This is a genomic window from Pseudomonas sp. H1_D04 (assembly GCF_054683855.1).
Genome location: NZ_CP162826.1, coordinates 4,474,576 through 4,496,339, shown reverse-complemented (window position 1 = coordinate 4,496,339; position 21,764 = coordinate 4,474,576). Strand labels below are relative to the sequence as shown.

Genomic DNA, 21,764 nt, shown 5'->3' with positions numbered 1-21,764 from the left:
CGCGGTGAAGCCGGTGCGCCTCGGGGATTTGTCGGTGGGCTTCGTGCACACCCTAGCCGACGCGATCCACAGCCACGGCCTGGACCCGCAACCGCTCTTGCTGCAATACGGCCTGGACCCGGCGCGCCTCGCCGAAGCTGGCGCGCGCTTGTCGATCCCGCGCTATATGCGCCTGGGCCATGCGGCCATTCAACTGACCGGCGACCCCGGCCTGGGCTTGCGCATGGGGCAACTCAGCCGCTTGAGCCAAGCGGGACTGGCTGGTGTCACCGCCGCACAGGCGCCTAACGTACGCGAAGCCGCTCGCACCCTGACGCGCTTTGAGCCGCTGTATGGTGCCAACTATCGCGGGCAATCGAGTTTTCATGAGGATGCCGAAGGCGCCTGGCTGCGTTTCTATTCCATCAGCCCCTACAACGCCTACAACCGTTTTGTGGTGGACTCGATCATTTCCAGCTGGTTGCATCAGCTCGCCAACCTGGCTCAACAACCGTTGCTGGCGCAACGAATCGACATCGAGTTCGATGCCCCCGAGTACAGCGAGCAGTACAGCCTATTGGGCGCCAACCAGGTCCACTTCGGTGCCGAGGCCAACCAGTTGCGCCTGAGCCAATCCACCCTGGCAATGCGTAACCCGCAGCATTGCCCAAGTACCTGGCAGCTCTTGCTGCAATTGTGTGAAAGGGAGTTGGAGCAGTTGACCCGCACCCGCAGCTTGCGCGAGCGCATTACCCGGTTGCTCGGGCCGATGCTCAATGGCGGCCGGGAACCCGACCTGGAAGAAGTGGCGGCACGCTTGAAGCTGCCGACCTGGACATTGCGCCGTAAACTGGCCGAAGAGGGCACTCAATTCCGCGCGATTCTCAACGATACCCGCCGCGACCTGGCCATGACCTACATTCGCGATACGGAACTGGCGTTCGGCGAGATCGCCTACTTGCTCGGCTTTGCCTCAGCCCAAGCCTTTCAACGGGCATTCAAGCGTTGGAACAACCAGACCCCAGGGGGAATTTCGCCGCAGTCAGCGGCATTCCGCCTGAAGTCGGTCTTACAGCTCGGTGGCGTCGTCGGCCGGATCCAGCGGATCGAATTCAAAGGCCTGGTACTCCAGCAGTTCTTCCTGGTAATCGTCCATCATGGACTCCTTCTTGACGTTAAAAGTGGCTGCAGATAAATGACCTGCATCACCAGCCTAAAGTGCCGTCATGACGAAAAAATGTCTGCGCCATGACGTTCCTGCACTTCAAGATTAAACGTAGCAGCGTTATGCGGATTTAGCGCCAGGGCTTTGAATCGCGATTGCAATCAGCTACGCACTCAAACAAATGGACGGCAATGCATTCCATTGTGGGAGGGGGCTTGCACCCTCCCACATGAGATCTGCATCAGGTTTCAGCTTTGCGTCGGCCACGGGTTTGAACACCCGCCTCCACCGCCATCCCGGCGGTACGCTCCAACGCCTCGGCAAACGCCCGGCGCTGCTCCGGTTCGATCTGCGACAGGAACAACTCGTCCACCGTACTTTCGTAGATCTTCCACATTTTTTTACGCAACGCCCGGCCGGTATCGGTGATCGACGCAAATGCCGCGCGGCCATCGCCGTCGGAGCGTGAACGCAGCACCAGGCCCTCCTTTTCCAGGCGGTCTACCAGGCGCGTGAGGTTATAGCGCTCAATGGCCAATACATCGGCCAACTCGTGCATGCGGCGGGTGCCTTCGGGGCCGCTTTCTAGACCCCACAGTGCGTCGTACCAGGCGTAAGGGGGCAAGTCGGCGGCCGCCAGGCGGCGCTCGATTTCACGGATGACCGTCCTGTGGGCCCTGACAAAACGGAACCATACATCGGGCTCTTTCGACGACATGCAACACCATCCGGTGGATTTCAAGAAGGTTGCAATAGTAGCTCATCCCGCGCTAGATTCGGCCATGTAGTTGCAATTGCAACAACATTGACGACGTTCCCACAAGGAGCCCGCCACTTGAAATCCGCCGACCCTGGAGCCTCACATGACCCCGAATAACGCAGTCAGACGCGACGTCGATCCACAGGAAACCCGCGAGTGGCTGGAGTCCATCGAATCAGTGCTGTCCACCGAAGGCCGCCCGCGCGCCCATTACCTGATCGATCAGTTGCTGGATTTCGACGTGGCGCGGCATGGCGACTTCTATGGGCGGGTGACCACGCCTTACGTCAACACGATCCCGGTGGATCGCCAGTTGCCCTACCCCGGCAACCTGGCCATCGAACGCCGCACCAATGCGTTTATCCGCTGGAACGCCATGGCCATGGTATTGCGTGCAGGCAAACACTCCGGTGTGGGTGGGCATATCGCCACTTATGCGTCAGCCGCTGTGCTGTACGACGTCGGCTTCGACCACTTCTTCCGTGGCCGCACCGACCGCTTCGACGGCGACCTGGTGTATATCCAGGGGCATTCCTCGCCTGGCATTTACGGCCGCGCCTACCTCGAAGGCCGCATCAGCGAAGCACAACTGGATAACTTCCGCCGTGAAGCCGGTGGTGAGGGCATTTCGTCCTACCCCCACCCACGACTGATGCCGGACTTCTGGCAATTTCCTACGGTGTCCATGGGACTGGGGCCGATCACGGCGGCCTATCAGGCGCGTTTTATGCGCTATCTGGAGTTTCGTGACCTCAAGCAACACCAGGGCCGTAAGGTCTGGGCATTCCTGGGTGATGGCGAAATGGACCAGCCGGAATCCCTGGCCGCCATTTCCCTGGCCGGACGCGAGAAACTCGACAACCTGATCTTCGTGGTCAACTGCAACCTGCAACGCCTGGACGGCCCGGTACGCGGGAACGCCAAGGTGATCCAGGAATTCGAAAGCCTGTACCGCGCCGCCGGCTGGAATGTGATCAAAGTGATCTGGGGCGGTGGTTGGGATGCACTGCTGGAAAAAGACACAAGCGGCCTGCTGCGCCAACGCATGATGGAATGCGTGGACGGTGACTATCAGAACTACAAATCCCAGAACGGCGCCTACGTGCGCGAACACTTCTTCGGCAAATACCCGGAGTTGCTGGCACTGGTTGCGGACCTGTCCGACGACGACATCTGGAAACTCTCACGGGGAGGCCATGACCCGGACAAGGTCTACAACGCCTATGCCGCCGCCGTGCGTCACAGTGGCCAACCGACGGTGATCCTGGCAAAAACCGTCAAGGGCTTTGGTATGGGCGAAGCCGGCGAAGGCCAGAACATTAACCACCAACTGAAAAAGATGGGTGCCGACGCCGTCAAGGCCTTCCGCGACCGCTTCGGCCTGGAGGTGCCCGATGAGCAACTTGCTGAAATTCCTTACCTCAAGCCCATAGCCGATAGCGAAGAAGCCCGTTACTTCGCCGCACGTCGCCAGGCCATGGGCGGCTATGTGCCCGCGCGCCACACTGCGGTCGAATCGCTGCAGATCCCCGAACTGAGCGCCTTCGCCACTCAGTTCAAGGACACTGGCGAGCGCGCGATTTCCACCACCATGGCCTTCGTGCGCATCCTCGGCACCCTGCTGAAAGACCCGCACCTGGGCAAGCTGATCGTGCCCATCGTGCCGGACGAATCACGCACCTTCGGCATGGAGAGCCTGTTCCGTCAGATCGGCATCCACTCCGCCGTCGGCCAACTCTACACCCCACAGGACTCCGGACAACTGAGCTACTACAAGGAGAGCAAGGACGGACAGATCATGCAGGAAGGCCTGAATGAGTCAGGCGCCATTTCCTCATGGATCGCGGCGAGTACGTCCTACAGCAACCACGGCCTGATGACCGTGCCGTTCTATATCTTCTATTCGATGTTTGGTTTCCAGCGCGTCGGCGACCTGGCTTGGGCGGCGGGCGATGCGCGCGCGCGTGGTTTCTTGCTGGGCGCCACGGCCGGGCGTACCACGCTGATGGGCGAAGGCTTGCAGCATGACGACGGTCATAGCCATATCCTCTCGTCGGTGATTCCGTGCTGCATCTCTTATGACCCGACCTTTGCCTACGAACTGGCGGTGATTATTCGCGAGGGCATGCGGCGCATGTACGTTGAGCAAGAGGACATTTACTACTACATCACCCTGCTCAACGAAAACTACCCGCACCCGGCGATGCCCGAAGGCGTGGAAGGCGGCATTCTCAAAGGTATGTACAGGCTCAGCGCCAACCCTGAGGCGCAAGTGCAACTGATGGGCAGTGGTTCGATCCTGCGAGAAGTGATCGCCGCCGCTGAACTGCTGGCCACCGACTTCGGTGTGCACGGCAACGTGTGGAGCGTGACCAGCCTCACCGAGTTGCGCCGTGACGGGCATGCGGTCGAACGCTGGAACCTGCTGCACCCGGAAAGCGAGCCTCGCGCGAGTTATGCAGAGCAATGCCTGGCCGGGCACACGGGGCCAGTGGTGGTGGCGACGGACTACGTGAAACTGTTCGCCGATCAGCTTCGTCCGTTCGTGCCGGGCCGTCGCTTTGTCGCGCTGGGCACTGATGGCTTCGGGCAATCAGACACCCGGGAAGCCTTGCGTGAGTTCTTTGAGGTGGATCGCCACTTCATCGCCCTGGCCGCCCTGAAGGCGCTGGCGGATGACGGCATGATCGGTCGCGACAAGGTCAGTGAAGCGATCAAACGCTACGGGATCAACGTCGACAAGGTGAATCCCGTAGCGGTCTGAACTACTGCGCAGGCGTTGGCAGGGGCGGAATCGCTTCTGTCGGCGCAGGCAGGTCCGGCGTGGTCGTGGCGGGTGCGGGCTCGGCCTGCGGGGCAATCGGTGCGGCTTCAGGCGCAGGCACAACCGGCTCCGAAGCAGCTGGTACGGCAGGCTCTTCCTTCGGCGACTCGACTTTCTCCGCAGCGGGTGCGGCCTTCGGCTCCGGCACACCGAGGTCCGCCTTTGGCTGCTCGGGGATATGCTCAGCCTTCTTCACTTCCTGGGGCAGGAAGACGTCCACCAACGCAAAGTAGCGATCGTAGAACTTCGGCGCGGACACCGTTTCACTCGCCACCTTCACCATCGAGTCATCGGTGGAGCCAATCGGCATCGACACCGACCCCAGCACGCCTACACCGAGGCTCGCGGAGTTGTTGACCTTCTTCAGCGCATAGCGATCCTGAAGGGCGTTGGCAAACATCGTCGAGTGCTTTTTACCTTTGCCGTCATCGGCACACACCACGTTGAAGCTGATCTGCAGGTGAGTTTCGCCGGTCTGCTGGAAGCTCTTGTTACCTACGACCAGTTTCGGGTCGCTGCTGGTGATGATGTAGCCTTGGCTCAGCAAGGCACGCCGCGCGGCCTCGCACGCTGCTACATCGCTAACGGGGTAATCCCGGGAAAACGTACCGGAGTCGTCGAAGTTCTCATGTTCATAAATAGCGGTCTTGGGTGACGAGCAGCCCGCGGCGCCCGCCAGCACCAGCGCCAGCCCGAGGCTACGCAAGTGGAATGATGTCGACATTGAAGATCCTGAGGAAAACGGTCTGGGCGGTATTGTGCAACAGAACGAGGCCTTGGCGCGCGCATTCCTGTCGGTAAAACGTCACAGGGTTACGCACCGGGGCCTGCAGGGAAAAGCCCGGCGCACATATGGTCAATAAACACGCGTACCTTGGTCGAAGTATGGCGACCGGGCCACAACATCCAGAAACTGCCCCGGTGTTCCAAGTAATCATCCAACACCCGTTGCAAGCGCCCCTCGCCCACGGCCTGGTTGACCATGTAGTCCGGCAGGCAGGCAATGCCCAAACCCTCGAGCACCACGTGGTTCAGAGACTCAATGGTGGTACTGACCAACGGCGTACGTAACAGCGGTTCCGCAGCACCCGGGGCAAGACGCAACGGCCAGGGCTCGAGCTTGCCCGTGGCGCAGAACTTGTGGCGCAGGCAGGCGTGGCCATTCAGGTCCTGTGGTTGCTGCGGGGTGCCGTGTTGGGCGAAGTATCCCGGTGTGGCGACGAGCACCAACTGGTAGTGACCCAGGTGGCGCGCTATCAACCGCGAATCTTCCGGCTTGCCCGTGCGAATCACCGCATCGAAACCTTCCTCGATCACGTCCACCATACGGTCAGAGAAATCCACATCCAACTCGATATCCGGATAGACGCGCATAAAGTCACTGAGTACTGGCATCAACAAGCCCCGCACCTGCGGCACACTGATGCGCAGCTTGCCCCGTGGGGTTGCACCGGCGTCTGTCAGTTCCTGCTCGGCTGCTTCCACCTCAGCGAGAATCCGCCGCGACCGTTCAAGGAACAGCGAGCCTTCACTGGTCAAGGTGATACTGCGCGTGCTGCGGTGAAACAGCCGCACGCCCAGGCGCTCTTCCATCCGCGCAATGCTTTTGCCTACAGCCGACGACGACACCCCCAGCACACGGCCGGCGGCGGTGAAGCTGAGCGTCTGCGCCACCTGCACGAACACCGAAAGGCTGCCCAAGCTGTCCATGATCCCCCTTCAGCGATTGCGGACACTTGCGTCCGATAAGTTCGGAACCTTAGCCTGTTTTTCCGTCAACCACAGCCCCCTACTCTGCCCGCTTGCCCTTTTACCTGGATAAAACGTCATGAGCAGCAGCCCTTCACTCACCGCATCAGCCCAGCGGGATTCATTACCGCTGGGCGGTCTACTGGCCCTAGCCAGCGCTGGCTTTATCACCATCCTCACCGAAGCCATGCCCGCCGGATTACTACCCCAGATAGGCGAAGGCCTAGGCGTGTCGCCCGCCCTGGTCGGTCAACTGGTCACGGTCTATGCCCTTGGCTCGTTGCTGGCAGCCATCCCCCTGACGCTGCTGACCCGCGGCTTGCGCAGACGACCGTTACTGCTGATGGCCATCGGCGGCTTTGCCTTGGTCAACAGCGTAACAGCGCTGTCCAGCCACTACGGGCTGACCCTCGTAGCACGCTTTTTCGCCGGGGTCTTCGCCGGGCTGCTTTGGGCGTTGCTAGCGGGTTATGCGAGCCGAATGGTGTCGCCACACCTGCAAGGTCGCGCCATTGCCGTGGCCATGCTGGGTGCACCGCTGGCGCTGTCACTGGGTGTGCCTGCGGGCACCTTCCTCGGCACCACCGTTGGCTGGCGCCTGAGTTTTGCAATCATGACCGGGCTGACCTTGGTGTTACTGGCTTGGGCACGCTGGCAACTGCCGGATTTTGCTGGCGAACGGGCGGATAAACGCTTGGGGCTGCGCCAGGTGCTGAACCTGCCAGGAATTCGTCCGGTGCTGTGGGTAACGTTTACCTACGTGCTGGCCCACAACATTCTCTACACCTACATCGCCCCGTTGCTGGTGCCCGCCGGGATCGATGCGGATGTTGACCGAGTGCTGCTGGTGTTTGGCCTCTCGGCGGTGCTGAGCATCTGGCTGGCAGGTGTGTTGATTGACCGGTGGCTGCGCGCCTTACTATTAATCAGTTGTGCGCTGTTTGGCCTGATCGCCCTGGCGCTGGCGTTCTGGATCAATGTGCCGGCAGTCATCTATACCGCCGTGGCGTTATGGGGCCTGGCGTTCGGCGGCCTGCCGGCTCTGTTGCAAACCGCACTGGCCCAATCGGCGGGCGAGTCGGCGGATGCCGCACAATCAATGCTGGTGACCGTGTGGAACCTGGGGATAGCCGGTGGCGGGCTGGCGGGTGGCGTGTTGCTTCAGGGCTGGGGCGTCGCGGGCTTTCCATGGGCCGTTATGCTACTGATGCTACTGGCCTGGGCTGGCGCATCACAGACGGCGCCCCAACAGTTGGCCCGGCCAGCCCGCCAAGTCGAATGTTGAAATGCGCTCGTAGCCACAGGACACATAAAAACGCACCAGATCCCCTGTCCCGCCGCCGTAGCAGTCCACACGCAAACGCGTGACGCCTACTGCCCGGGCCTGGTCATCGGCAAAGGCCATCATGCGCCGCCCAAGGCCGCGAACACGCGGGTCACGCGCGGCAATCAACAGGCGCACATACACCTCGGGCTCAGTCGCCAACGGTACATAAGGCATGGGATCGCCCAAAACCAGCGCTCCACGGATACGCCCTGCGGGATCCTCTACCACCCACGCCCCGGGCAACGCGCAGGCTTCAGCCACTTGCGCGACCCGCCGGGGCAACGCCGACCAGGGCTCGGTGCCCCACTGATGGGTATTGCCTATGCCAACGAACCATGCAATCACCTCGTCGAACACCTGGAGCACGGCAGAAACATCCGCCACACGGGCGCGGCGGATCAGCAAGCCGTCCATTCCTTGAATCAACATGCATGGAACTCCTGGGTCGACGATACCGAGCACCCAGTCTAGCGCACATAAAAAAGCCCCCGGTCTTTTCAGGCCGGGGGCTTCTTGTTCAAACCAACATCAGTACTTCTTGATATCAGCCTTGGTTTCCAACTGCTTGCGGTACGCTGCGAAGTCCTGCTGGCCGACACGGGAAGCGAGGAAGCGGCGGTATTGGGCCTTTTCTTCTTCCGATGGGGCTGCAGCTTCATTCACGCCGTTCAAGCGCACGATCGCCAGGCTACCGTCAGCCAGGGTCACGGTGGTGAAGGTCGGCTTGTCCTTGACCGCAGGCTTAGGCATGCGGAACAGGGCTTGCAATACGGCTGGGTCGATCGCTTCCTGGCTACGGGTAGCCGCTTCAGTGACTTTCCACGCCTGACCATCGACCGGCTGGTTCAGCGGTGTCTTGCCATCACGCAGGCTGGCGATCAGCTCGTCAGCGTGAGTCTTGGCAGCCGCGCTGGCGCGCTCCTTGGCCATCTGCGTGCGGATTGCCGCAGCAACGCTTTCCAGCGGCAGTTGCGCAGGTTTGCGGTGCTCTTTGGCACGCAGCACGATGATGGTTTCCGGGTCCAGCTCAATGGCGGTGCTGTTGGCACCTTCATCCAGCACTTCCGGGCTGAACGCAGCGGTGACCACGGCACGGTTGGCCGCGACACCGTCACCACCTTCACGGCCAAACGGTGCGGAGGTGTGCACGGTCAGCTTCAGGTCAGAGGCAGGCTGAGCCAAATCAGAAGCTTCGAATGCCGCATCTTCCAATTGCTTGGTCGCTTCGACAAAACGCTGCTCTACCTGCTGAGCCTTGAGCTCACGGGTCAGTTTGTCTTTCAGGCTGGCGAACGTCGGCACTTGGGGTGCTTCAACGCCCAACAACTTGATCAAGTGCCAACCGAAGGTGCTGCGCACCGGCGTCGAGACCTGGTCCTGTTTCAACGCATACAGGGCCGTTTCGAAGTCCGGATCGTAGACGCCAGGGCCAGCGAAGCCGAGGTCACCGCCGTTGTTGGCAGAGCCAGGATCCTGGGAAAACTCCTTGGCCAGGGCTTCGAACTTCTCACCTTTGGCCAGGCGTGCCTGGATTTCTTCGATCTTAGCCTTGGCTTGCGCGTCGGAAACCTTGTCGTTGACTTCAATCAGGATGTGCGCCGCGCGACGCTGTTCAGCGAGGTTGGCGGTTTCTTTCTGATAGGCCGCCTGCAGTTCATCGTCCTTGACGTTGACCTGGTCGAAGAAAGAAGACTTCTTCAATTCCAGATAGTCGATGACCACCTGGTCCGGGGTCATGAACTCTTTGGCGTGCTGGTCGTAGTAAGCCTTGACCTCTTCGTCGGTGAGCTTCACCGCCGCAGGGTTGGCCTTGATGTTGACGGTGGCGAAATCGCGAGTCTGTTTTTCCAGACGGGCAAATGCGAGCACTTCGGCATCGGTGACAAAGCCGCTACCGGCAATGCCTGCGCGAACCTGACCGATCAGCATTTCCTGGGTCATCATCTGACGGAACTGCAGACGGCTATAGCCCAACTGACGGATCACCTGGTCAAAGCGTTCGGCGTTGAACTTGCCGTCAACCTGGAATTCCGGCGTTTGCAGGATCACCTGGTCCAATGCAGCTTCAGAGAACCCGAACTTGGAATCGGCAGCACCCTGCAGCAGCAGCTTGCGGTCGATCAGGCCTTTGAGAGCCGCCTCGCGCAGCAGTTTTTCGTCGAGGAGCGAAGCGTCGAAATCCTTGCCCAACTGTTGCATCAGCTGTCGACGTTGCATGTCGACGGCCTGGCTCAGCTCGGTCTGGGTGATTTCTTCACCGTTGACCTTGGCCACGTCCTGCTTGTTAGTACCCGAAGCCTGGAAAATGGCTTCGATACCGGTGAACGCCATCAATGCGACGATGATCCCGATAATGGTCTTGGCAATCCAGCCTTGTGAATTGTCCCTGATATTTTGCAGCATGCGTCCCCCAGAAACGGTTGAACTTCAAAAATTGGCAACCGTGGAGCGTGGGTAGAATCCGGATAGAAGAAAGGCGCATCCGAGGATGCGCCTTCTCGTAACTGGCGGAGCGGACGGGGGGTTGAACTTGCACCCCCGGCGTGGCGACCCAATGGATACGTGGGTCAGCTACCGCTCCGCTGCCAGGCCAGACCTGCGTCCGACCCGGGTAGCAAAGGCTTGAACGAAGCTTAGTTAACGGCTTCTTTCAGGGCTTTACCGGCTTTGAAACCTGGTTTTTTGGCAGCAGCGATTTGCAGTGCTTTGCCAGTCTGTGGGTTGCGGCCAGTGCGAGCTGGGCGGTCAGTCACAGAGAACGTACCGAAGCCTACCAGTACCACGGAGTCGCCGGCCTTCAGAGCGCCAGTGACGGATTCGATTACTGCATCCAGCGCACGGCCAGCAGCAGCTTTCGGGATATCAGCGGATGCAGCAATAGCATCAATCAGTTCCGACTTGTTCACTCTAAGTCCCCTTATATATCTATTGAGTATGATTCTAAGTTTTTTGGTAAACAGCAAAAACCAGTGCTGAATGGCCTACAGACACTTAAGAGCCGCTTTATAACAAGGGCTCTAAAAAGCTGTCAAGGAAGCCTCCAGGCTTATTCACATTAATGCGTGCTAATTCTTTCCTTGGAATCAGACTCTCGTTTTTCATCCTTGGCAACTATCTCCGGAGCCACATCCGGCAAGGGCTCTGGCGCGTATTGCAGCGCAATTTGCAGGACCTCGTCAATCCATTTAACCGGTTTAATCTGAAGATCCTGCTTGATGTTGTCAGGAATTTCCTTCAAGTCGCGAACATTCTCTTCAGGGATGATCACTGTTTTGATACCACCCCGGTGTGCTGCAAGCAATTTCTCTTTCAGACCACCGATGGCCAATACCTGACCACGCAGGGTGATTTCCCCAGTCATGGCAACGTCGGCACGCACCGGGATGCCGGTCAATGCAGACACCAAGGCCGTGCACATGCCTACGCCAGCGCTAGGGCCATCTTTAGGCGTAGCACCTTCCGGCATATGGATGTGAGTGTCATGCTTCTCGTGGAAGTCCAGGGGGATCCCCAGGCTTCTGGCGCGACTGCGCACCACGGTCTGCGCGGCAGTGATGGATTCAACCATCACGTCACCCAGGGAACCGGTCTTGATCAGCTGGCCTTTGCCTGGAATCACAGCAGCCTCGATGGTCAGCAATTCCCCGCCCACCTGGGTCCACGCCAAGCCAGTCACCTGACCGACTTGATCCTGCTGCTCGGCCAGGCCGTAGCGGAATTTCTTCACACCCAGGAAGTGCTCCAAGGAGTCGGCCACCACCTTCACGGAGAAGCGTTTTTCCAGCGCATGCTCTTTGACTGCCTTGCGGCAAATCTTCGCGATCTGGCGCTCAAGGCCCCGCACACCGGCCTCGCGGGTGTAGTAACGCACGATGTCGCGGATCGCTTCGATGTCAAATTCGATCTCGCCCTTCTTCAGGCCATTCGCCGAAATTTGCTTGGGCGCGAGGTACTTGACCGCAATGTTGATCTTCTCGTCCTCGGTGTAACCCGGTAGACGAATCACCTCCATCCGATCCAGCAAGGCCGGCGGGATGTTCATGGAGTTGGAAGTGCAGAGGAACATTACGTCAGACAAGTCGTAGTCGACTTCTAGGTAATGGTCGTTGAAATTATGGTTTTGCTCAGGGTCGAGCACTTCCAGCAACGCCGATGCCGGGTCGCCACGCATGTCGCTGCCCATTTTGTCGATTTCATCAAGCAGGAACAGCGGGTTGCGCACACCCACCTTTGTCATCTTTTGAATCAATCTTCCTGGCATCGAACCGATGTAAGTTCGGCGATGACCACGAATTTCCGCCTCATCACGCACACCGCCGAGCGCCATGCGCACGAATTTGCGGTTAGTCGCACTGGCAATCGATTCGGCGAGAGAGGTTTTACCAACCCCTGGAGGGCCGACCAGGCACAACACCGGACCACGAATTTTCTTCACGCGCTTTTGCACGGCGAGGTATTCGAGAATCCGCTCTTTGACTTCTTCGAGGCCATAGTGATCGGCGTCGAGAATTTCCTCGGCACGTGTCAGGTCCAAACGCACTTTGGTCTGGGCCTTCCACGGAACCTGCACCAGCCAGTCGATGTACGAGCGCACCACGGTCGCTTCAGCGGACATCGGCGACATCTGCTTGAGCTTGTTCAGCTCGGCATTAGCTTTGGTAAGAGCGTCTTTCGGCAGGCCTGCGGCATCAATGCGCTTTTTCAGCTCTTCGATTTCGTTGTGGCCCTCCTCGCTGTCGCCAAGTTCTTTCTGAATGGCCTTCATCTGCTCATTCAGGTAGTACTCGCGCTGGCTACGCTCCATTTGTTTCTTCACGCGACCACGAATGCGCTTCTCAACCTGCAACAGGTCGATTTCGGCATCCAGCAACGCCAGGACATGTTCAACACGGGCCGACAGGTCGATGATTTCGAGGATGTCTTGCTTCTGCTCGATCTTCAGCGCCATGTGTGCGGCCATGGTGTCGACCAGACGGCTTGGCTCATCAATGCTATTGAGGGAAGACAGGACCTCAGCCGGGACTTTTTTGCCCAACTGCACATACTGCTCGAACTGCGAGAGCAGGCTGCGTACAAAAACTTCGGATTCGCGCTCAGGGGCTTCGACTTCGTCGATCAGCGCCACTTCGGCGCGCAGGTGACCATCCACCTCCATGAAACGCTCTACAGCACCTCGTTGCTCGCCTTCTACCAGCACCTTGACGGTGCCATCAGGCAGTTTGAGCAGTTGCAGGACAGTAGCAATTGTACCGACGCGATACAGGGCGTCTTCGCCTGGATCATCATCGGCAGGATTTCTCTGGGCCAACAGCAGGATCTGCTTGTCGCCCGTCATCGCTGCCTCAAGGGCTTCGATAGACTTCTCGCGCCCCACGAACAGCGGGATAACCATGTGCGGATAAACGACGACATCACGCAACGGCAGGAGAGGCAATTCAATGGTTGTCTTCATGATTTCGCCTCTATGACAGTTGAAAAATAAGCTTGAAACCAAGATGGGGGCTGCATGCAAAAAAAACAAGCTTATTGCCAGCAGTTAAACGCAGTAAACGCTTCAAGATAAAAGTCGCACAAAAAACAAAGGGGCCCTAGGGGCCCCTTGTTTGTACCGAAACTGCGAAACGCTTACGCGTCTGGCGCAGCTTTGGCAGTCGGCTCACTGTTCTCGTAGATATACAGCGGCTTGGACTTACCTTCTATAACGCTTTCGTCGATCACCACTTTACTCACCTCAGACTGCGAGGGAATTTCGTACATGGTGTCGAGCAACACGCCTTCAAGGATAGAACGCAGACCACGTGCACCGGTCTTGCGCTCCAGCGCCCGCTTGGCTACCGACTTGAGGGCATCAGTACGGAACTCAAGGTCCACACCTTCCATCTCAAACAGCTTGGCGTACTGCTTGGTCAGGGCATTTTTCGGCTCGGTGAGGATCTGAATCAGAGCAGCCTCATCCAACTCGTCCAATGTGGCCAGGACCGGCAAACGGCCAACGAATTCCGGGATCAGACCGAACTTGACCAGATCGTCAGGCTCAACCTCACGCAGGGACTCGCCCACCTTCTTGCCTTCTTCCTTGCTGCGCACTTCTGCACTGAAACCGATACCGCCCCGGGTGGAACGTTGCTGAATAACTTTTTCCAGCCCAGAGAACGCACCGCCACAGATGAACAGGATGTTACGCGTATCAACCTGAAGGAATTCCTGCTGCGGGTGCTTGCGGCCGCCTTGTGGCGGTACGGAAGCAACCGTGCCTTCAATCAGCTTCAACAGAGCCTGCTGCACGCCCTCACCAGAAACGTCCCGGGTGATCGACGGGTTGTCAGACTTGCGCGAGATCTTGTCGATTTCGTCGATATAGACAATACCCATCTGGGCCTTCTCTACGTCGTAATCGCACTTCTGCAGCAGTTTCTGAATGATGTTCTCGACGTCCTCACCCACGTAGCCAGCCTCAGTGAGGGTGGTAGCGTCGGCGATGGTGAACGGAACATTCAGCAGACGAGCGAGGGTTTCTGCAAGCAGGGTTTTACCCGAGCCTGTAGGACCGATCAGCAAGATGTTGCTCTTGCCGAGTTCGACTTCGTCGCCTTTCTTGTCACGCTGGTTCAGACGCTTGTAGTGGTTGTACACCGCTACGGCCAGAACCTTCTTTGCACGCTCTTGACCAATCACATATTGATCAAGGATGCCGCTGATTTCTTTAGGCGAAGGCAGTTTATGCGCGCTGCTCTCGGCCTGTGCTTCCTGCACCTCCTCGCGGATGATGTCATTGCACAGGTCGACGCACTCGTCGCAGATAAACACCGAGGGGCCGGCAATCAACTTGCGTACTTCATGCTGGCTTTTGCCACAGAAGGAGCAATAGAGCAGCTTGCCGTTGTCCTCGCCGTTGCGGGTGTCAGTCATTCGTTCGATCCAAATCCGATAGGCTTGCAACACAAGATGAAGGCTTATGCGGGCTTTTTCAAGCCCGCCGATGATCGGACACGCCGACCAGCCCTATTTTGAGCGGCTTATATTAAGCGGGGCGCTTTTCGATCACTGCATCGATCAACCCGTATTCACGTGCGGCTTCGGCGCTCATGAAGTTGTCGCGGTTGGTGTCGCGCTCGATTTCTTCCAGCGTGTGCCCGCTGTGCTTGGCCATCAGCGTGTTAAGACGTTCGCGGATGAAGAGGATTTCCTTAGCGTGGATTTCGATGTCCGACGCTTGGCCCTGGAAACCGCCCAGTGGCTGGTGAATCATCACGCGCGAGTTCGGCAGGCAGTAACGCTTGCCCTCGGCACCCGCCGTCAGCAGGAACGCGCCCATGCTGCAGGCCTGGCCAATGCAGGTCGTCGAGACGTTAGGCTTGATGAACTGCATGGTGTCGTAGATCGACATACCTGCCGTCACCGAACCGCCCGGCGAGTTAATGTAGAGATGGATGTCCTTGTCCGGGTTTTCCGCTTCAAGGAACAGCAGCTGCGCACAGATCAGGTTGGCCATGTAGTCCTCTACCGGGCCCACCAGAAAGATCACTCGCTCCTTGAGCAGGCGCGAGTAGATGTCGTAGGCGCGCTCGCCACGAGCAGACTGCTCGACAACCATCGGGACCAAGCCGCCTGCGGCCTGGATATCAGAGTTCTGCTGAATATAGGAATTACGGAACATGCTCTGCAGTTACTCCCAAATAGTCATGTCTTGAAAACGCATAAGCCAGCGCGAGGCTGGCTTATGGTTGAATTTCCAACGAGTTGGACAATCAGTCGGCTTGTGCTGCTTCCGCCGGCTTGACTGCTTCTTCGTAAGAGACCGCTTTATCGGTCACCTTAGCCTTCTGCAGAACAGTATCCACAACTTGTTCTTCCAGCACAACCGAACGCACTTCGTTCAGTTGCTGGTCGTTCTTGTAGTACCAAGCCACAACCTGCTCAGGCTCCTGGTAGGCCGAAGCCATTTCCTGGATCATTTCGCGAACGCGATCTTCATCAGGCTTGAGGTCGAACTGCTTGACCACTTCAGCCACGACCAAACCCAGCACAACGCGACGCTTGGCTTGCTCTTCGAACAGCTCGGCAGGCAGTTGGTCAGGCTTGATATTGCCACCAAACTGCTGAACCGCTTGAACGCGCAGGCGATCCACTTCATTGGACAGCAAAGCCTTAGGCACTTCGATCGGGTTGGCAGCCAGCAGACCGTCCATGACCTGATTCTTAACCTTGGACTTAATGGCCTGGCGCAGCTCGCGCTCCATGTTCTTGCGAACTTCGGTGCGGAAGCCTTCGATGCCGGTTTCCTTGATACCAAACTGATTGAAGAACTCTTCGTTCAGCTCTGGCAGCTTAGGCTCGGAAACGCTGTTGACGGTCACGGTGAACTCGGCAGCTTTGCCAGCCAAGTCCAGATTTTGGTAGTCAGCAGGGAAAGTCAGGTTCAGAACACGCTCTTCGCCGGCTTTGGCGCCAACCAGGCCGTCTTCGAAACCAGGAATCATGCGGTTGGAGCCCAGTACCAATTGGGTACCCTTGGCAGAGCCACCAGCGAACACTTCGCCGTCAACCTTGCCAACGAAATCGATGTTCAGCTGATCTTCGTTCTGGGCGGCACGATCGGCCACTTCGAAACGAGTGTTCTGCTTGCGCAGGATTTCCAGCATGTTGTCCAGGTCGGAATCAGCGACGTCAGCGCTCAGGCGCTCGATTTCGATACCGTCGAAACCAGCGACTTCGAACTCTGGGAACACTTCGAATACGGCAACATATTCCAGGTCCTTGCCAGCTTCCAGGGACTTAGGCTCGATCGAAGGCGAGCCAGCTGGGTTCAGCTTTTGCTCAACAACGGCTTCGTAGAAGGAAGCCTGGATCACGTCACCTACAGCTTCTTGACGCGCATCAGCACCAAAACGGCGCTTGATTTCGCTCATCGGCACTTTGCCTGGACGGAAACCAGCGATCTTGGCCTTTTGGGCAGTCTGCTGCAGACGCTTGTTGACCGCAGTCTCGATACGCTCTGCCGGCACGGTGATGCTCAGGCGGCGCTCAAGAGCAGTAGTATTTTCAACAGAAACTTGCATGAATATTCCTCGTTGCACAGACGTTAGCCGGCCGTTTCCGACCCCAGAATCAAGGGCATGCATTCTAGAGGGTCAAACTCAAGAAGTCACCCTACTGGAAACGGGTAAAAAAACAGCAGGCCATTTGTAGGTTCAAGTGCACGCGTGCACCTCAGCCCGTTAGCAAATACAGCTCATCACGCCAGGGCTCTGCGCCAACCCTTCTATATATAGAAGGACCAGGAACGCAGCCCCCGGCAGCCAGCCTTGCGAGCAAGACCGGCGACAGGGAAGCAGCATCGAGAAACACAAATACGATGAAGCGCCCCGCCCTTGAAACTCGAAACGCTTAAACGAAAACGGCACAGCCCTTTTCAGGTACTGCGCCGTTATCGCTATTTAATAGCGGTACTGACCTCTCTATAGACGAGCATCAGTCCTACACGTTCAAAACCGGCAACGATTCTAACGCCAAGGCATTGAGAATGCTTGCTTTTTTGACAACCATAATCTCTAGGCGCCTTGCACTACTCGACCGCAACCGCCCACACAAACAAGACCCGGCTTTTTCCAGATGCAAAAAAAAGCGCCAGATCATTGATCTGGCGCTTTTTCAAAATATGGGGTGGACGAAGGGGATCGAACCCTCGACAACGGGAGTCACAATCCCGTGCTCTACCAACTGAGCTACGCCCACCATATTGCATTAACAAAGAACTCGAACATCTTCTTTGTTGACCCCACCCAGCCTGACGGCTTGGCGAAGCTTTAATTGGTGCGGATGAAGAGACTCGAACTCTTACGCCTCGCGGCGCTGGAACCTAAATCCAGTGTGTCTACCAATTCCACCACATCCGCGTTTGAAGCTCTTAAAGCAAAGGCGCCAGACGATTAATCTGGCGCCTTTTCAAAATATGGGGTGGACGAAGGGGATCGAACCCTCGACAACGGGAGTCACAATCCCGTGCTCTACCAACTGAGCTACGCCCACCATATAGCGCTACTTGTGCCAAAGCTGCCTAATGGCGCACCCGGCAGGACTCGAACCTGCGACCATCCGCTTAGAAGGCGGATGCTCTATCCAGCTGAGCTACGGGCGCCTTATTAATCTGTACTCTTGGAGGATTACAAACTAAGTGCTTCCAGCCTTGCAGTACAACTATTCTGCTCGACCTTCTTAACCAGTGCTAGGCTGTGCCCGACAAGTGCGACGAATAGTATAGAGGGCCCGGAAACCCGTCAAATCTTTTTTGAAAAAAATTCATTTTATTTAAGGGGTTAGGCCAATTTGCAGACCAAGCGCCTTTGCCCTCACGCCGTGGCGTGCGAGAATGCGCGCACTTTTCCTCCCCCTCTCGATGGTTAATCACGCGTAATGACTGCACAACTTATCGACGGCAAATCAATCGCCGCCAGCCTGCGCCAGCAGATCGCCAAACGAGTCACCGAGCGCAGCCAGCAAGGCCTGCGCACGCCTGGCCTCGCGGTGATCCTGGTCGGCAGCGATCCTGCCTCTCAGGTTTATGTCTCGCACAAGCGTAAAGATTGTGAAGAGGTCGGCTTTATATCCAAGGCCTATGACCTGCCTGCCGCCACCACCCAAGAGGCACTCACCGATCTGATCGACGGCCTCAACGACAACCCTGCGATCGACGGCATCCTCCTGCAACTGCCACTGCCCGAGCACTTGGACGCGTCCAAGCTGCTGGAGCAGATCCGCCCGGACAAAGACGTCGACGGCTTCCATCCTTACAATGTCGGCCGCCTGGCCCAGCGCATCCCCCTGCTGCGTCCGTGCACGCCAAAAGGCATCATGACCCTGCTGGAAAGTACCGGTGTCGATCTGTACGGCCTTGATGCAGTTGTGGTCGGCGCGTCCAACATTGTCGGTCGCCCGATGGCCATGGAGCTGCTGCTGGCCGGCTGCACCGTGACCGTTACCCACCGCTTCACCAAGGACCTGGCAGGCCACGTTGGTCGTGCCGACCTCGTTGTCGTAGCCGCCGGCAAGCCGGGCCTGGTCAAGGGTGAGTGGATCAAGGAAGGCGCCATCGTTATCGACGTGGGCATCAACCGTCAGGAAGACGGCAAGCTGGTAGGCGATGTGGTGTACGACACTGCCCTGCCCCGCGCTGGCTGGATCACCCCGGTGCCAGGCGGCGTCGGCCCGATGACCCGCGCTTGCCTGCTGGAGAACACCCTGTACGCCGCAGAGACCTTGCACGGTTAATAACCAGTCGTAATGAAAAAGCCCTGCCTTATCGCAGGGCTTTTTATTGCCCGAAAAAAACCTGTTTTTTCTTAGTTTTTAAGCACTTTCGTCTGGTTTTAGAAGAACATTCGACACTCCATCGTCCATACTCCTAAAATGTAACGGCATTTATCAAAGAAACCGTTGCTCAACGGTATTTCCTACTTTTTTAGCGAGTTCATCCGCGTGAAAATTCGTCTTTCTATTGCCAGCCTATTTTTTGCGTTCACAGGCACCTTTGCGCACGCCGCCGAATCCACCCAGGCGCCGCGCGACCCATCCAAACTGCAGATCGCATCCGGCAGCGCCATGCTGGTGGACCTGCAGACCAACAAGGTCATCTACGCCAGCAACCCCGACGTGGTGGTGCCGATTGCGTCGGTGAGCAAGTTGATGACCGGCCTGATCGTGCTTGAAGCCAAGCAAAACATGGATGAGTACATCGACATCAACATCAAAGACACGCCGGAAATGAAAGGCGTGTTCTCCCGCGTAAAAATCGGCAGCGAAATGCCTCGCAAGGAAATGCTGCTGATCGCCCTGATGTCATCGGAAAACCGCGCCGCCGCCAGCCTGGCCCACCACTATCCGGGGGGCTACCCGGCATTTATCGCGGCGATGAACGCCAAGGCCAAGGCGCTGGGCATGACCAACACCCACTATGTTGAACCCACCGGCCTGTCGATCCACAACGTGTCCACCGCCCGCGACCTGAGCAAGCTGTTGGCTGCCGCACGGCGCTACCCGCTGCTCAGCCAGTTGAGCACCACGAAGGAAAAGACCGTCGCGTTCCGCAAGCCCAACTACACCCTGGGTTTCTCCAACACTGACCACCTGATCAACCGCGCCAACTGGGATATCAAGTTGACCAAGACCGGCTTCACTAACCAGGCCGGCCATTGCCTGGTGCTGGTGACCAGCATGGGTAATCGCCCGGTGTCGCTGGTGATCCTGGATGCGTTCGGCAAGTTCACGCACTTTGCCGATGCCAGCCGTATTCGCAGCTGGGTCGAGACCGGCAAGGGCGGTTCGGTGCCGGACGTGGCATTGCGCTACAAGGCCGACAAAAATCTGAAGAACCGCTCGAATGCGGCGCAAGCCCACCGTTAAAGGGCGCCGCACCACATTTTTATCGGTGTTCTGACAATACTTTAAGCGCCTGGGCCGCCGCCTGCTCCTGCCCGGCTTGGGCCGTCGCATTTGCCGCCTCGCGCCAACGCTGGGCATCCACATTCGCTGGCAACTGGCTCGGACGCTGGGTGAGGATCGCCCAGTGCCCCGCGCTTGCCCACTTCGATTCAAAGTCGCTGAAGCTCATCAATAAACGCCGGTCCATGCCCGAGCGCAGCAGAACCGTGCTTTTCTGCTGATTGAAGCCCACCACGACAACATAGTGCGCATCCGACCACAGCCCGCCGCCCACCCGCGCCATCACCGGATAACCCGCCGCCACTTGCGCCAGCACGGCCGTCAGTTTGGCATCCAGTGGATACACCATCAGCCCGTACTCACGCGCCAACACTTGCATGTTGCGCTCCAGGTCCGCTTCGCCGCCCGGCAAACGCAGCGGCTTATCCAGCAAACCCGGTGTCATGACAATGCCTTGTTGCGACAGCATGCTGGCTAACGCCGTAGGACCGCTCTGATAAGCCTCGCTGCGAAAGGTCGGCACACCATTGAGTTCGACGCGCTCCGGCAAGCCCGGCAGTTTCGACGGATGCCCGGAACAGGCCGCGAGGCCCATGGCGCAGGCCAGCAACAGGGATGATTTAACGTTCGACCGTAACCGCAATTTTTTACTCTCTTGATCAACTGCCGGTAAGGGCCCTGATCATAGGGCGCTCGGCCACGCGGGTATAGCCCAAAGCCAGGGTTTACCGCCTGAGATAGAGCAAACAAGTTGGATGAACACGACCATTGGTCAATAGCAGGCAACCGTCAGGTAGCTAGACTGTCCATTGAGAAGACTGTGTGTGCCCCGTACTGGGCGAAAGGAGGCCTGAATGAGCCTTGCAACGACGATTGTGATGTTGATCTGCGGTTGGCTGGCGGTTGCCGGCGCCATGTTGTGGGGGGGTGTTGCGCATTACCCGTCGGCATCATCACCCCCACGTAAAACCTGCCAAGCCCCTAAAGGCAGCGGCACACCACGCCTAGCCAGGCATGCAATTGAAGTCCCGCGTCGCCGCAACTTCCTTGCCGTGGCCATCCTTTAAGGATGCACGCACGGTGGTGCCCAGGCTGGATTCCACCAGCGTGTAGTGCTCACCCGCCTTAAAGGCTTCGTATTCGACCCGGCCTTGGCAATCCCGCTGATTGTCGTCGCCGGGCTCCTCTTCGTACAACGTAACATCCAGGCTATGAGCCCCCGGTTTCACCTCGAAATAGCGCCCGTCATCCACACGCTTGCCGTCCACGCGCTCAGCCAGCAAGTCATTCGGCGCATCCTCTGTCAGACCAATCCAGGCCTCACTCGGATCCGCTTTAGGGATCGGGCCGGCGCACGCCGACAGCAGCAATACGACACCCAATGCAGGGATCAACAACAGAGGTTTAAGTGACATGGCAGTGCTCCAAAAAGACGATATGTCCGATGGGTGACAAGCGTGACTCAGCAGCGCTGCTTGGAACAAATGAATCCATATGAAACGATCTTCAGCCCTTACCTAAA

General features: G+C 58.1%; 16 protein-coding genes, 4 tRNA genes and 1 pseudogene. 5 read left to right on the top strand and 16 right to left on the bottom strand.

What is annotated here, in order from left to right; all coding sequences use genetic code 11:
* The first annotated feature begins 4 nt into the window (after positions 1 to 4).
* Positions 5 to 1,040: pseudogene (locus tag AB4N82_RS20900) on the top strand (AraC family transcriptional regulator).
* 345 nt (positions 1,041 to 1,385) lie between these two features.
* Here AB4N82_RS20900 and AB4N82_RS20895 read toward each other — a convergent pair.
* Positions 1,386 to 1,862, bottom strand: coding sequence for a MarR family winged helix-turn-helix transcriptional regulator (locus tag AB4N82_RS20895; RefSeq protein WP_095184389.1), 477 nt, complete (start codon positions 1,860 to 1,862; stop codon positions 1,386 to 1,388).
* Positions 1,863 to 2,007: 145 nt separating this feature from the next.
* Between AB4N82_RS20895 and aceE the strand changes: the two genes are divergently transcribed.
* Positions 2,008 to 4,668: a pyruvate dehydrogenase (acetyl-transferring), homodimeric type gene (aceE, locus tag AB4N82_RS20890; RefSeq protein ID WP_122765516.1), complete on the top strand. Its 2,661-nt coding sequence runs from the start codon at positions 2,008 to 2,010 to the stop codon at positions 4,666 to 4,668.
* A gap of 1 nt (position 4,669) precedes the next feature.
* Here aceE and AB4N82_RS20885 read toward each other — a convergent pair whose 3' ends face one another.
* Both AB4N82_RS20885 and AB4N82_RS20880 read right to left on the bottom strand, forming a co-directional pair.
* Positions 4,670 to 5,452, bottom strand: coding sequence for a DUF2242 domain-containing protein (locus AB4N82_RS20885; RefSeq protein ID WP_032889899.1), 783 nt, complete (start codon positions 5,450 to 5,452; stop codon positions 4,670 to 4,672).
* A gap of 89 nt (positions 5,453 to 5,541) precedes the next feature.
* Complete coding sequence (locus AB4N82_RS20880) at positions 5,542 to 6,438, bottom strand: LysR family transcriptional regulator (protein ID WP_122765517.1); 897 nt, start codon at positions 6,436 to 6,438, stop codon at positions 5,542 to 5,544.
* Between the two features lie 118 nt (positions 6,439 to 6,556).
* On the opposite strand from AB4N82_RS20880, the gene AB4N82_RS20875 reads away from it, so the two are divergent.
* Positions 6,557 to 7,762, top strand: a complete 1,206-nt coding sequence (locus AB4N82_RS20875; RefSeq protein ID WP_122765518.1) for an MFS transporter — start codon at positions 6,557 to 6,559, stop codon at positions 7,760 to 7,762.
* Here the strand turns inward: AB4N82_RS20875 and AB4N82_RS20870 are convergent.
* The 11 genes from AB4N82_RS20870 to AB4N82_RS20820 form a co-directional block, all read right to left on the bottom strand.
* Positions 7,709 to 8,233: a GNAT family N-acetyltransferase gene (locus tag AB4N82_RS20870; RefSeq protein ID WP_122765519.1), complete on the bottom strand. Its 525-nt coding sequence runs from the start codon at positions 8,231 to 8,233 to the stop codon at positions 7,709 to 7,711. The genes AB4N82_RS20875 and AB4N82_RS20870 overlap by 54 nt on opposite strands.
* A gap of 99 nt (positions 8,234 to 8,332) precedes the next feature.
* Positions 8,333 to 10,207 (bottom strand): SurA N-terminal domain-containing protein, encoded by a 1,875-nt coding sequence (locus AB4N82_RS20865; protein ID WP_122680601.1) that lies wholly within the window; start codon positions 10,205 to 10,207, stop codon positions 8,333 to 8,335.
* Positions 10,208 to 10,437: 230 nt separating this feature from the next.
* Positions 10,438 to 10,710: an HU family DNA-binding protein gene (locus tag AB4N82_RS20860; protein ID WP_003174819.1), complete on the bottom strand. Its 273-nt coding sequence runs from the start codon at positions 10,708 to 10,710 to the stop codon at positions 10,438 to 10,440.
* A 149-nt stretch (positions 10,711 to 10,859) separates the two neighbouring features.
* Complete coding sequence (gene lon, locus AB4N82_RS20855; RefSeq protein ID WP_032889909.1) at positions 10,860 to 13,256, bottom strand: endopeptidase La; 2,397 nt, start codon at positions 13,254 to 13,256, stop codon at positions 10,860 to 10,862.
* A 173-nt stretch (positions 13,257 to 13,429) separates the two neighbouring features.
* The gene (gene clpX / locus AB4N82_RS20850) at positions 13,430 to 14,713 is read right to left on the bottom strand and encodes an ATP-dependent Clp protease ATP-binding subunit ClpX (RefSeq protein ID WP_003238279.1); all 1,284 of its coding nucleotides are present in this window, start codon (positions 14,711 to 14,713) and stop codon (positions 13,430 to 13,432) included.
* A 112-nt stretch (positions 14,714 to 14,825) separates the two neighbouring features.
* Positions 14,826 to 15,461 (bottom strand): ATP-dependent Clp endopeptidase proteolytic subunit ClpP, encoded by a 636-nt coding sequence (gene clpP / locus AB4N82_RS20845; protein ID WP_003174822.1) that lies wholly within the window; start codon positions 15,459 to 15,461, stop codon positions 14,826 to 14,828.
* A 91-nt stretch (positions 15,462 to 15,552) separates the two neighbouring features.
* Entirely contained in the window at positions 15,553 to 16,863 is a 1,311-nt protein-coding gene (gene tig / locus AB4N82_RS20840) for a trigger factor (protein ID WP_032889911.1), read from the bottom strand.
* Positions 16,864 to 17,463: 600 nt separating this feature from the next.
* Positions 17,464 to 17,539 (bottom strand) — tRNA-His (locus AB4N82_RS20835).
* A gap of 76 nt (positions 17,540 to 17,615) precedes the next feature.
* Positions 17,616 to 17,700, bottom strand: a tRNA-Leu gene (locus AB4N82_RS20830).
* 57 nt (positions 17,701 to 17,757) lie between these two features.
* Positions 17,758 to 17,833, bottom strand: a tRNA-His gene (locus AB4N82_RS20825).
* Positions 17,834 to 17,865: 32 nt separating this feature from the next.
* Positions 17,866 to 17,942 (bottom strand) — tRNA-Arg (locus AB4N82_RS20820).
* Between the two features lie 275 nt (positions 17,943 to 18,217).
* On the opposite strand from AB4N82_RS20820, the gene folD reads away from it, so the two are divergent.
* Both folD and pbpG read left to right on the top strand, forming a co-directional pair.
* Entirely contained in the window at positions 18,218 to 19,072 is an 855-nt protein-coding gene (gene folD, locus AB4N82_RS20815) for a bifunctional methylenetetrahydrofolate dehydrogenase/methenyltetrahydrofolate cyclohydrolase FolD (protein WP_460102844.1), read from the top strand.
* Positions 19,073 to 19,279: 207 nt separating this feature from the next.
* On the top strand, positions 19,280 to 20,203 hold the full coding sequence (pbpG, locus tag AB4N82_RS20810) for a D-alanyl-D-alanine endopeptidase (RefSeq protein WP_460102842.1): 924 nt from the start codon (positions 19,280 to 19,282) through the stop codon (positions 20,201 to 20,203).
* Between the two features lie 19 nt (positions 20,204 to 20,222).
* Here pbpG and AB4N82_RS20805 read toward each other — a convergent pair whose 3' ends face one another.
* Positions 20,223 to 20,885 carry a C39 family peptidase gene (locus AB4N82_RS20805; protein WP_081797819.1) on the bottom strand — a complete coding sequence of 221 codons (663 nt, stop codon included), beginning with the start codon at positions 20,883 to 20,885 and terminating at the stop codon, positions 20,223 to 20,225.
* 361 nt (positions 20,886 to 21,246) lie between these two features.
* Positions 21,247 to 21,657 (bottom strand): PA0061/PA0062 family lipoprotein, encoded by a 411-nt coding sequence (locus tag AB4N82_RS20800; RefSeq protein WP_095184380.1) that lies wholly within the window; start codon positions 21,655 to 21,657, stop codon positions 21,247 to 21,249.
* Between the last annotated feature and the right edge of the window lie 107 nt (positions 21,658 to 21,764).

What these genes read in the sequence shown, in the direction of transcription:
- AB4N82_RS20895 (WP_095184389.1), bottom strand. Translation starts at nt 1,862, where the DNA reads ATGTCGTCGAAAGAGCCCGATGTATGGTTCCGTTTTGTCAGGGCCCAC.
- aceE (WP_122765516.1), top strand. Translation starts at nt 2,008, where the DNA reads ATGACCCCGAATAACGCAGTCAGACGCGACGTCGATCCACAGGAAACC.
- AB4N82_RS20885 (WP_032889899.1), bottom strand. Translation starts at nt 5,452, where the DNA reads ATGTCGACATCATTCCACTTGCGTAGCCTCGGGCTGGCGCTGGTGCTG.
- AB4N82_RS20880 (WP_122765517.1), bottom strand. Translation starts at nt 6,438, where the DNA reads ATGGACAGCTTGGGCAGCCTTTCGGTGTTCGTGCAGGTGGCGCAGACG.
- AB4N82_RS20875 (WP_122765518.1), top strand. Translation starts at nt 6,557, where the DNA reads ATGAGCAGCAGCCCTTCACTCACCGCATCAGCCCAGCGGGATTCATTA.
- AB4N82_RS20870 (WP_122765519.1), bottom strand. Translation starts at nt 8,233, where the DNA reads ATGTTGATTCAAGGAATGGACGGCTTGCTGATCCGCCGCGCCCGTGTG.
- AB4N82_RS20865 (WP_122680601.1), bottom strand. Translation starts at nt 10,207, where the DNA reads ATGCTGCAAAATATCAGGGACAATTCACAAGGCTGGATTGCCAAGACC.
- lon (WP_032889909.1), bottom strand. Translation starts at nt 13,256, where the DNA reads ATGAAGACAACCATTGAATTGCCTCTCCTGCCGTTGCGTGATGTCGTC.
- clpX (WP_003238279.1), bottom strand. Translation starts at nt 14,713, where the DNA reads ATGACTGACACCCGCAACGGCGAGGACAACGGCAAGCTGCTCTATTGC.
- clpP (WP_003174822.1), bottom strand. Translation starts at nt 15,461, where the DNA reads ATGTTCCGTAATTCCTATATTCAGCAGAACTCTGATATCCAGGCCGCA.
- tig (WP_032889911.1), bottom strand. Translation starts at nt 16,863, where the DNA reads ATGCAAGTTTCTGTTGAAAATACTACTGCTCTTGAGCGCCGCCTGAGC.
- folD (WP_460102844.1), top strand. Translation starts at nt 18,218, where the DNA reads ATGACTGCACAACTTATCGACGGCAAATCAATCGCCGCCAGCCTGCGC.
- AB4N82_RS20800 (WP_095184380.1), bottom strand. Translation starts at nt 21,657, where the DNA reads ATGTCACTTAAACCTCTGTTGTTGATCCCTGCATTGGGTGTCGTATTG.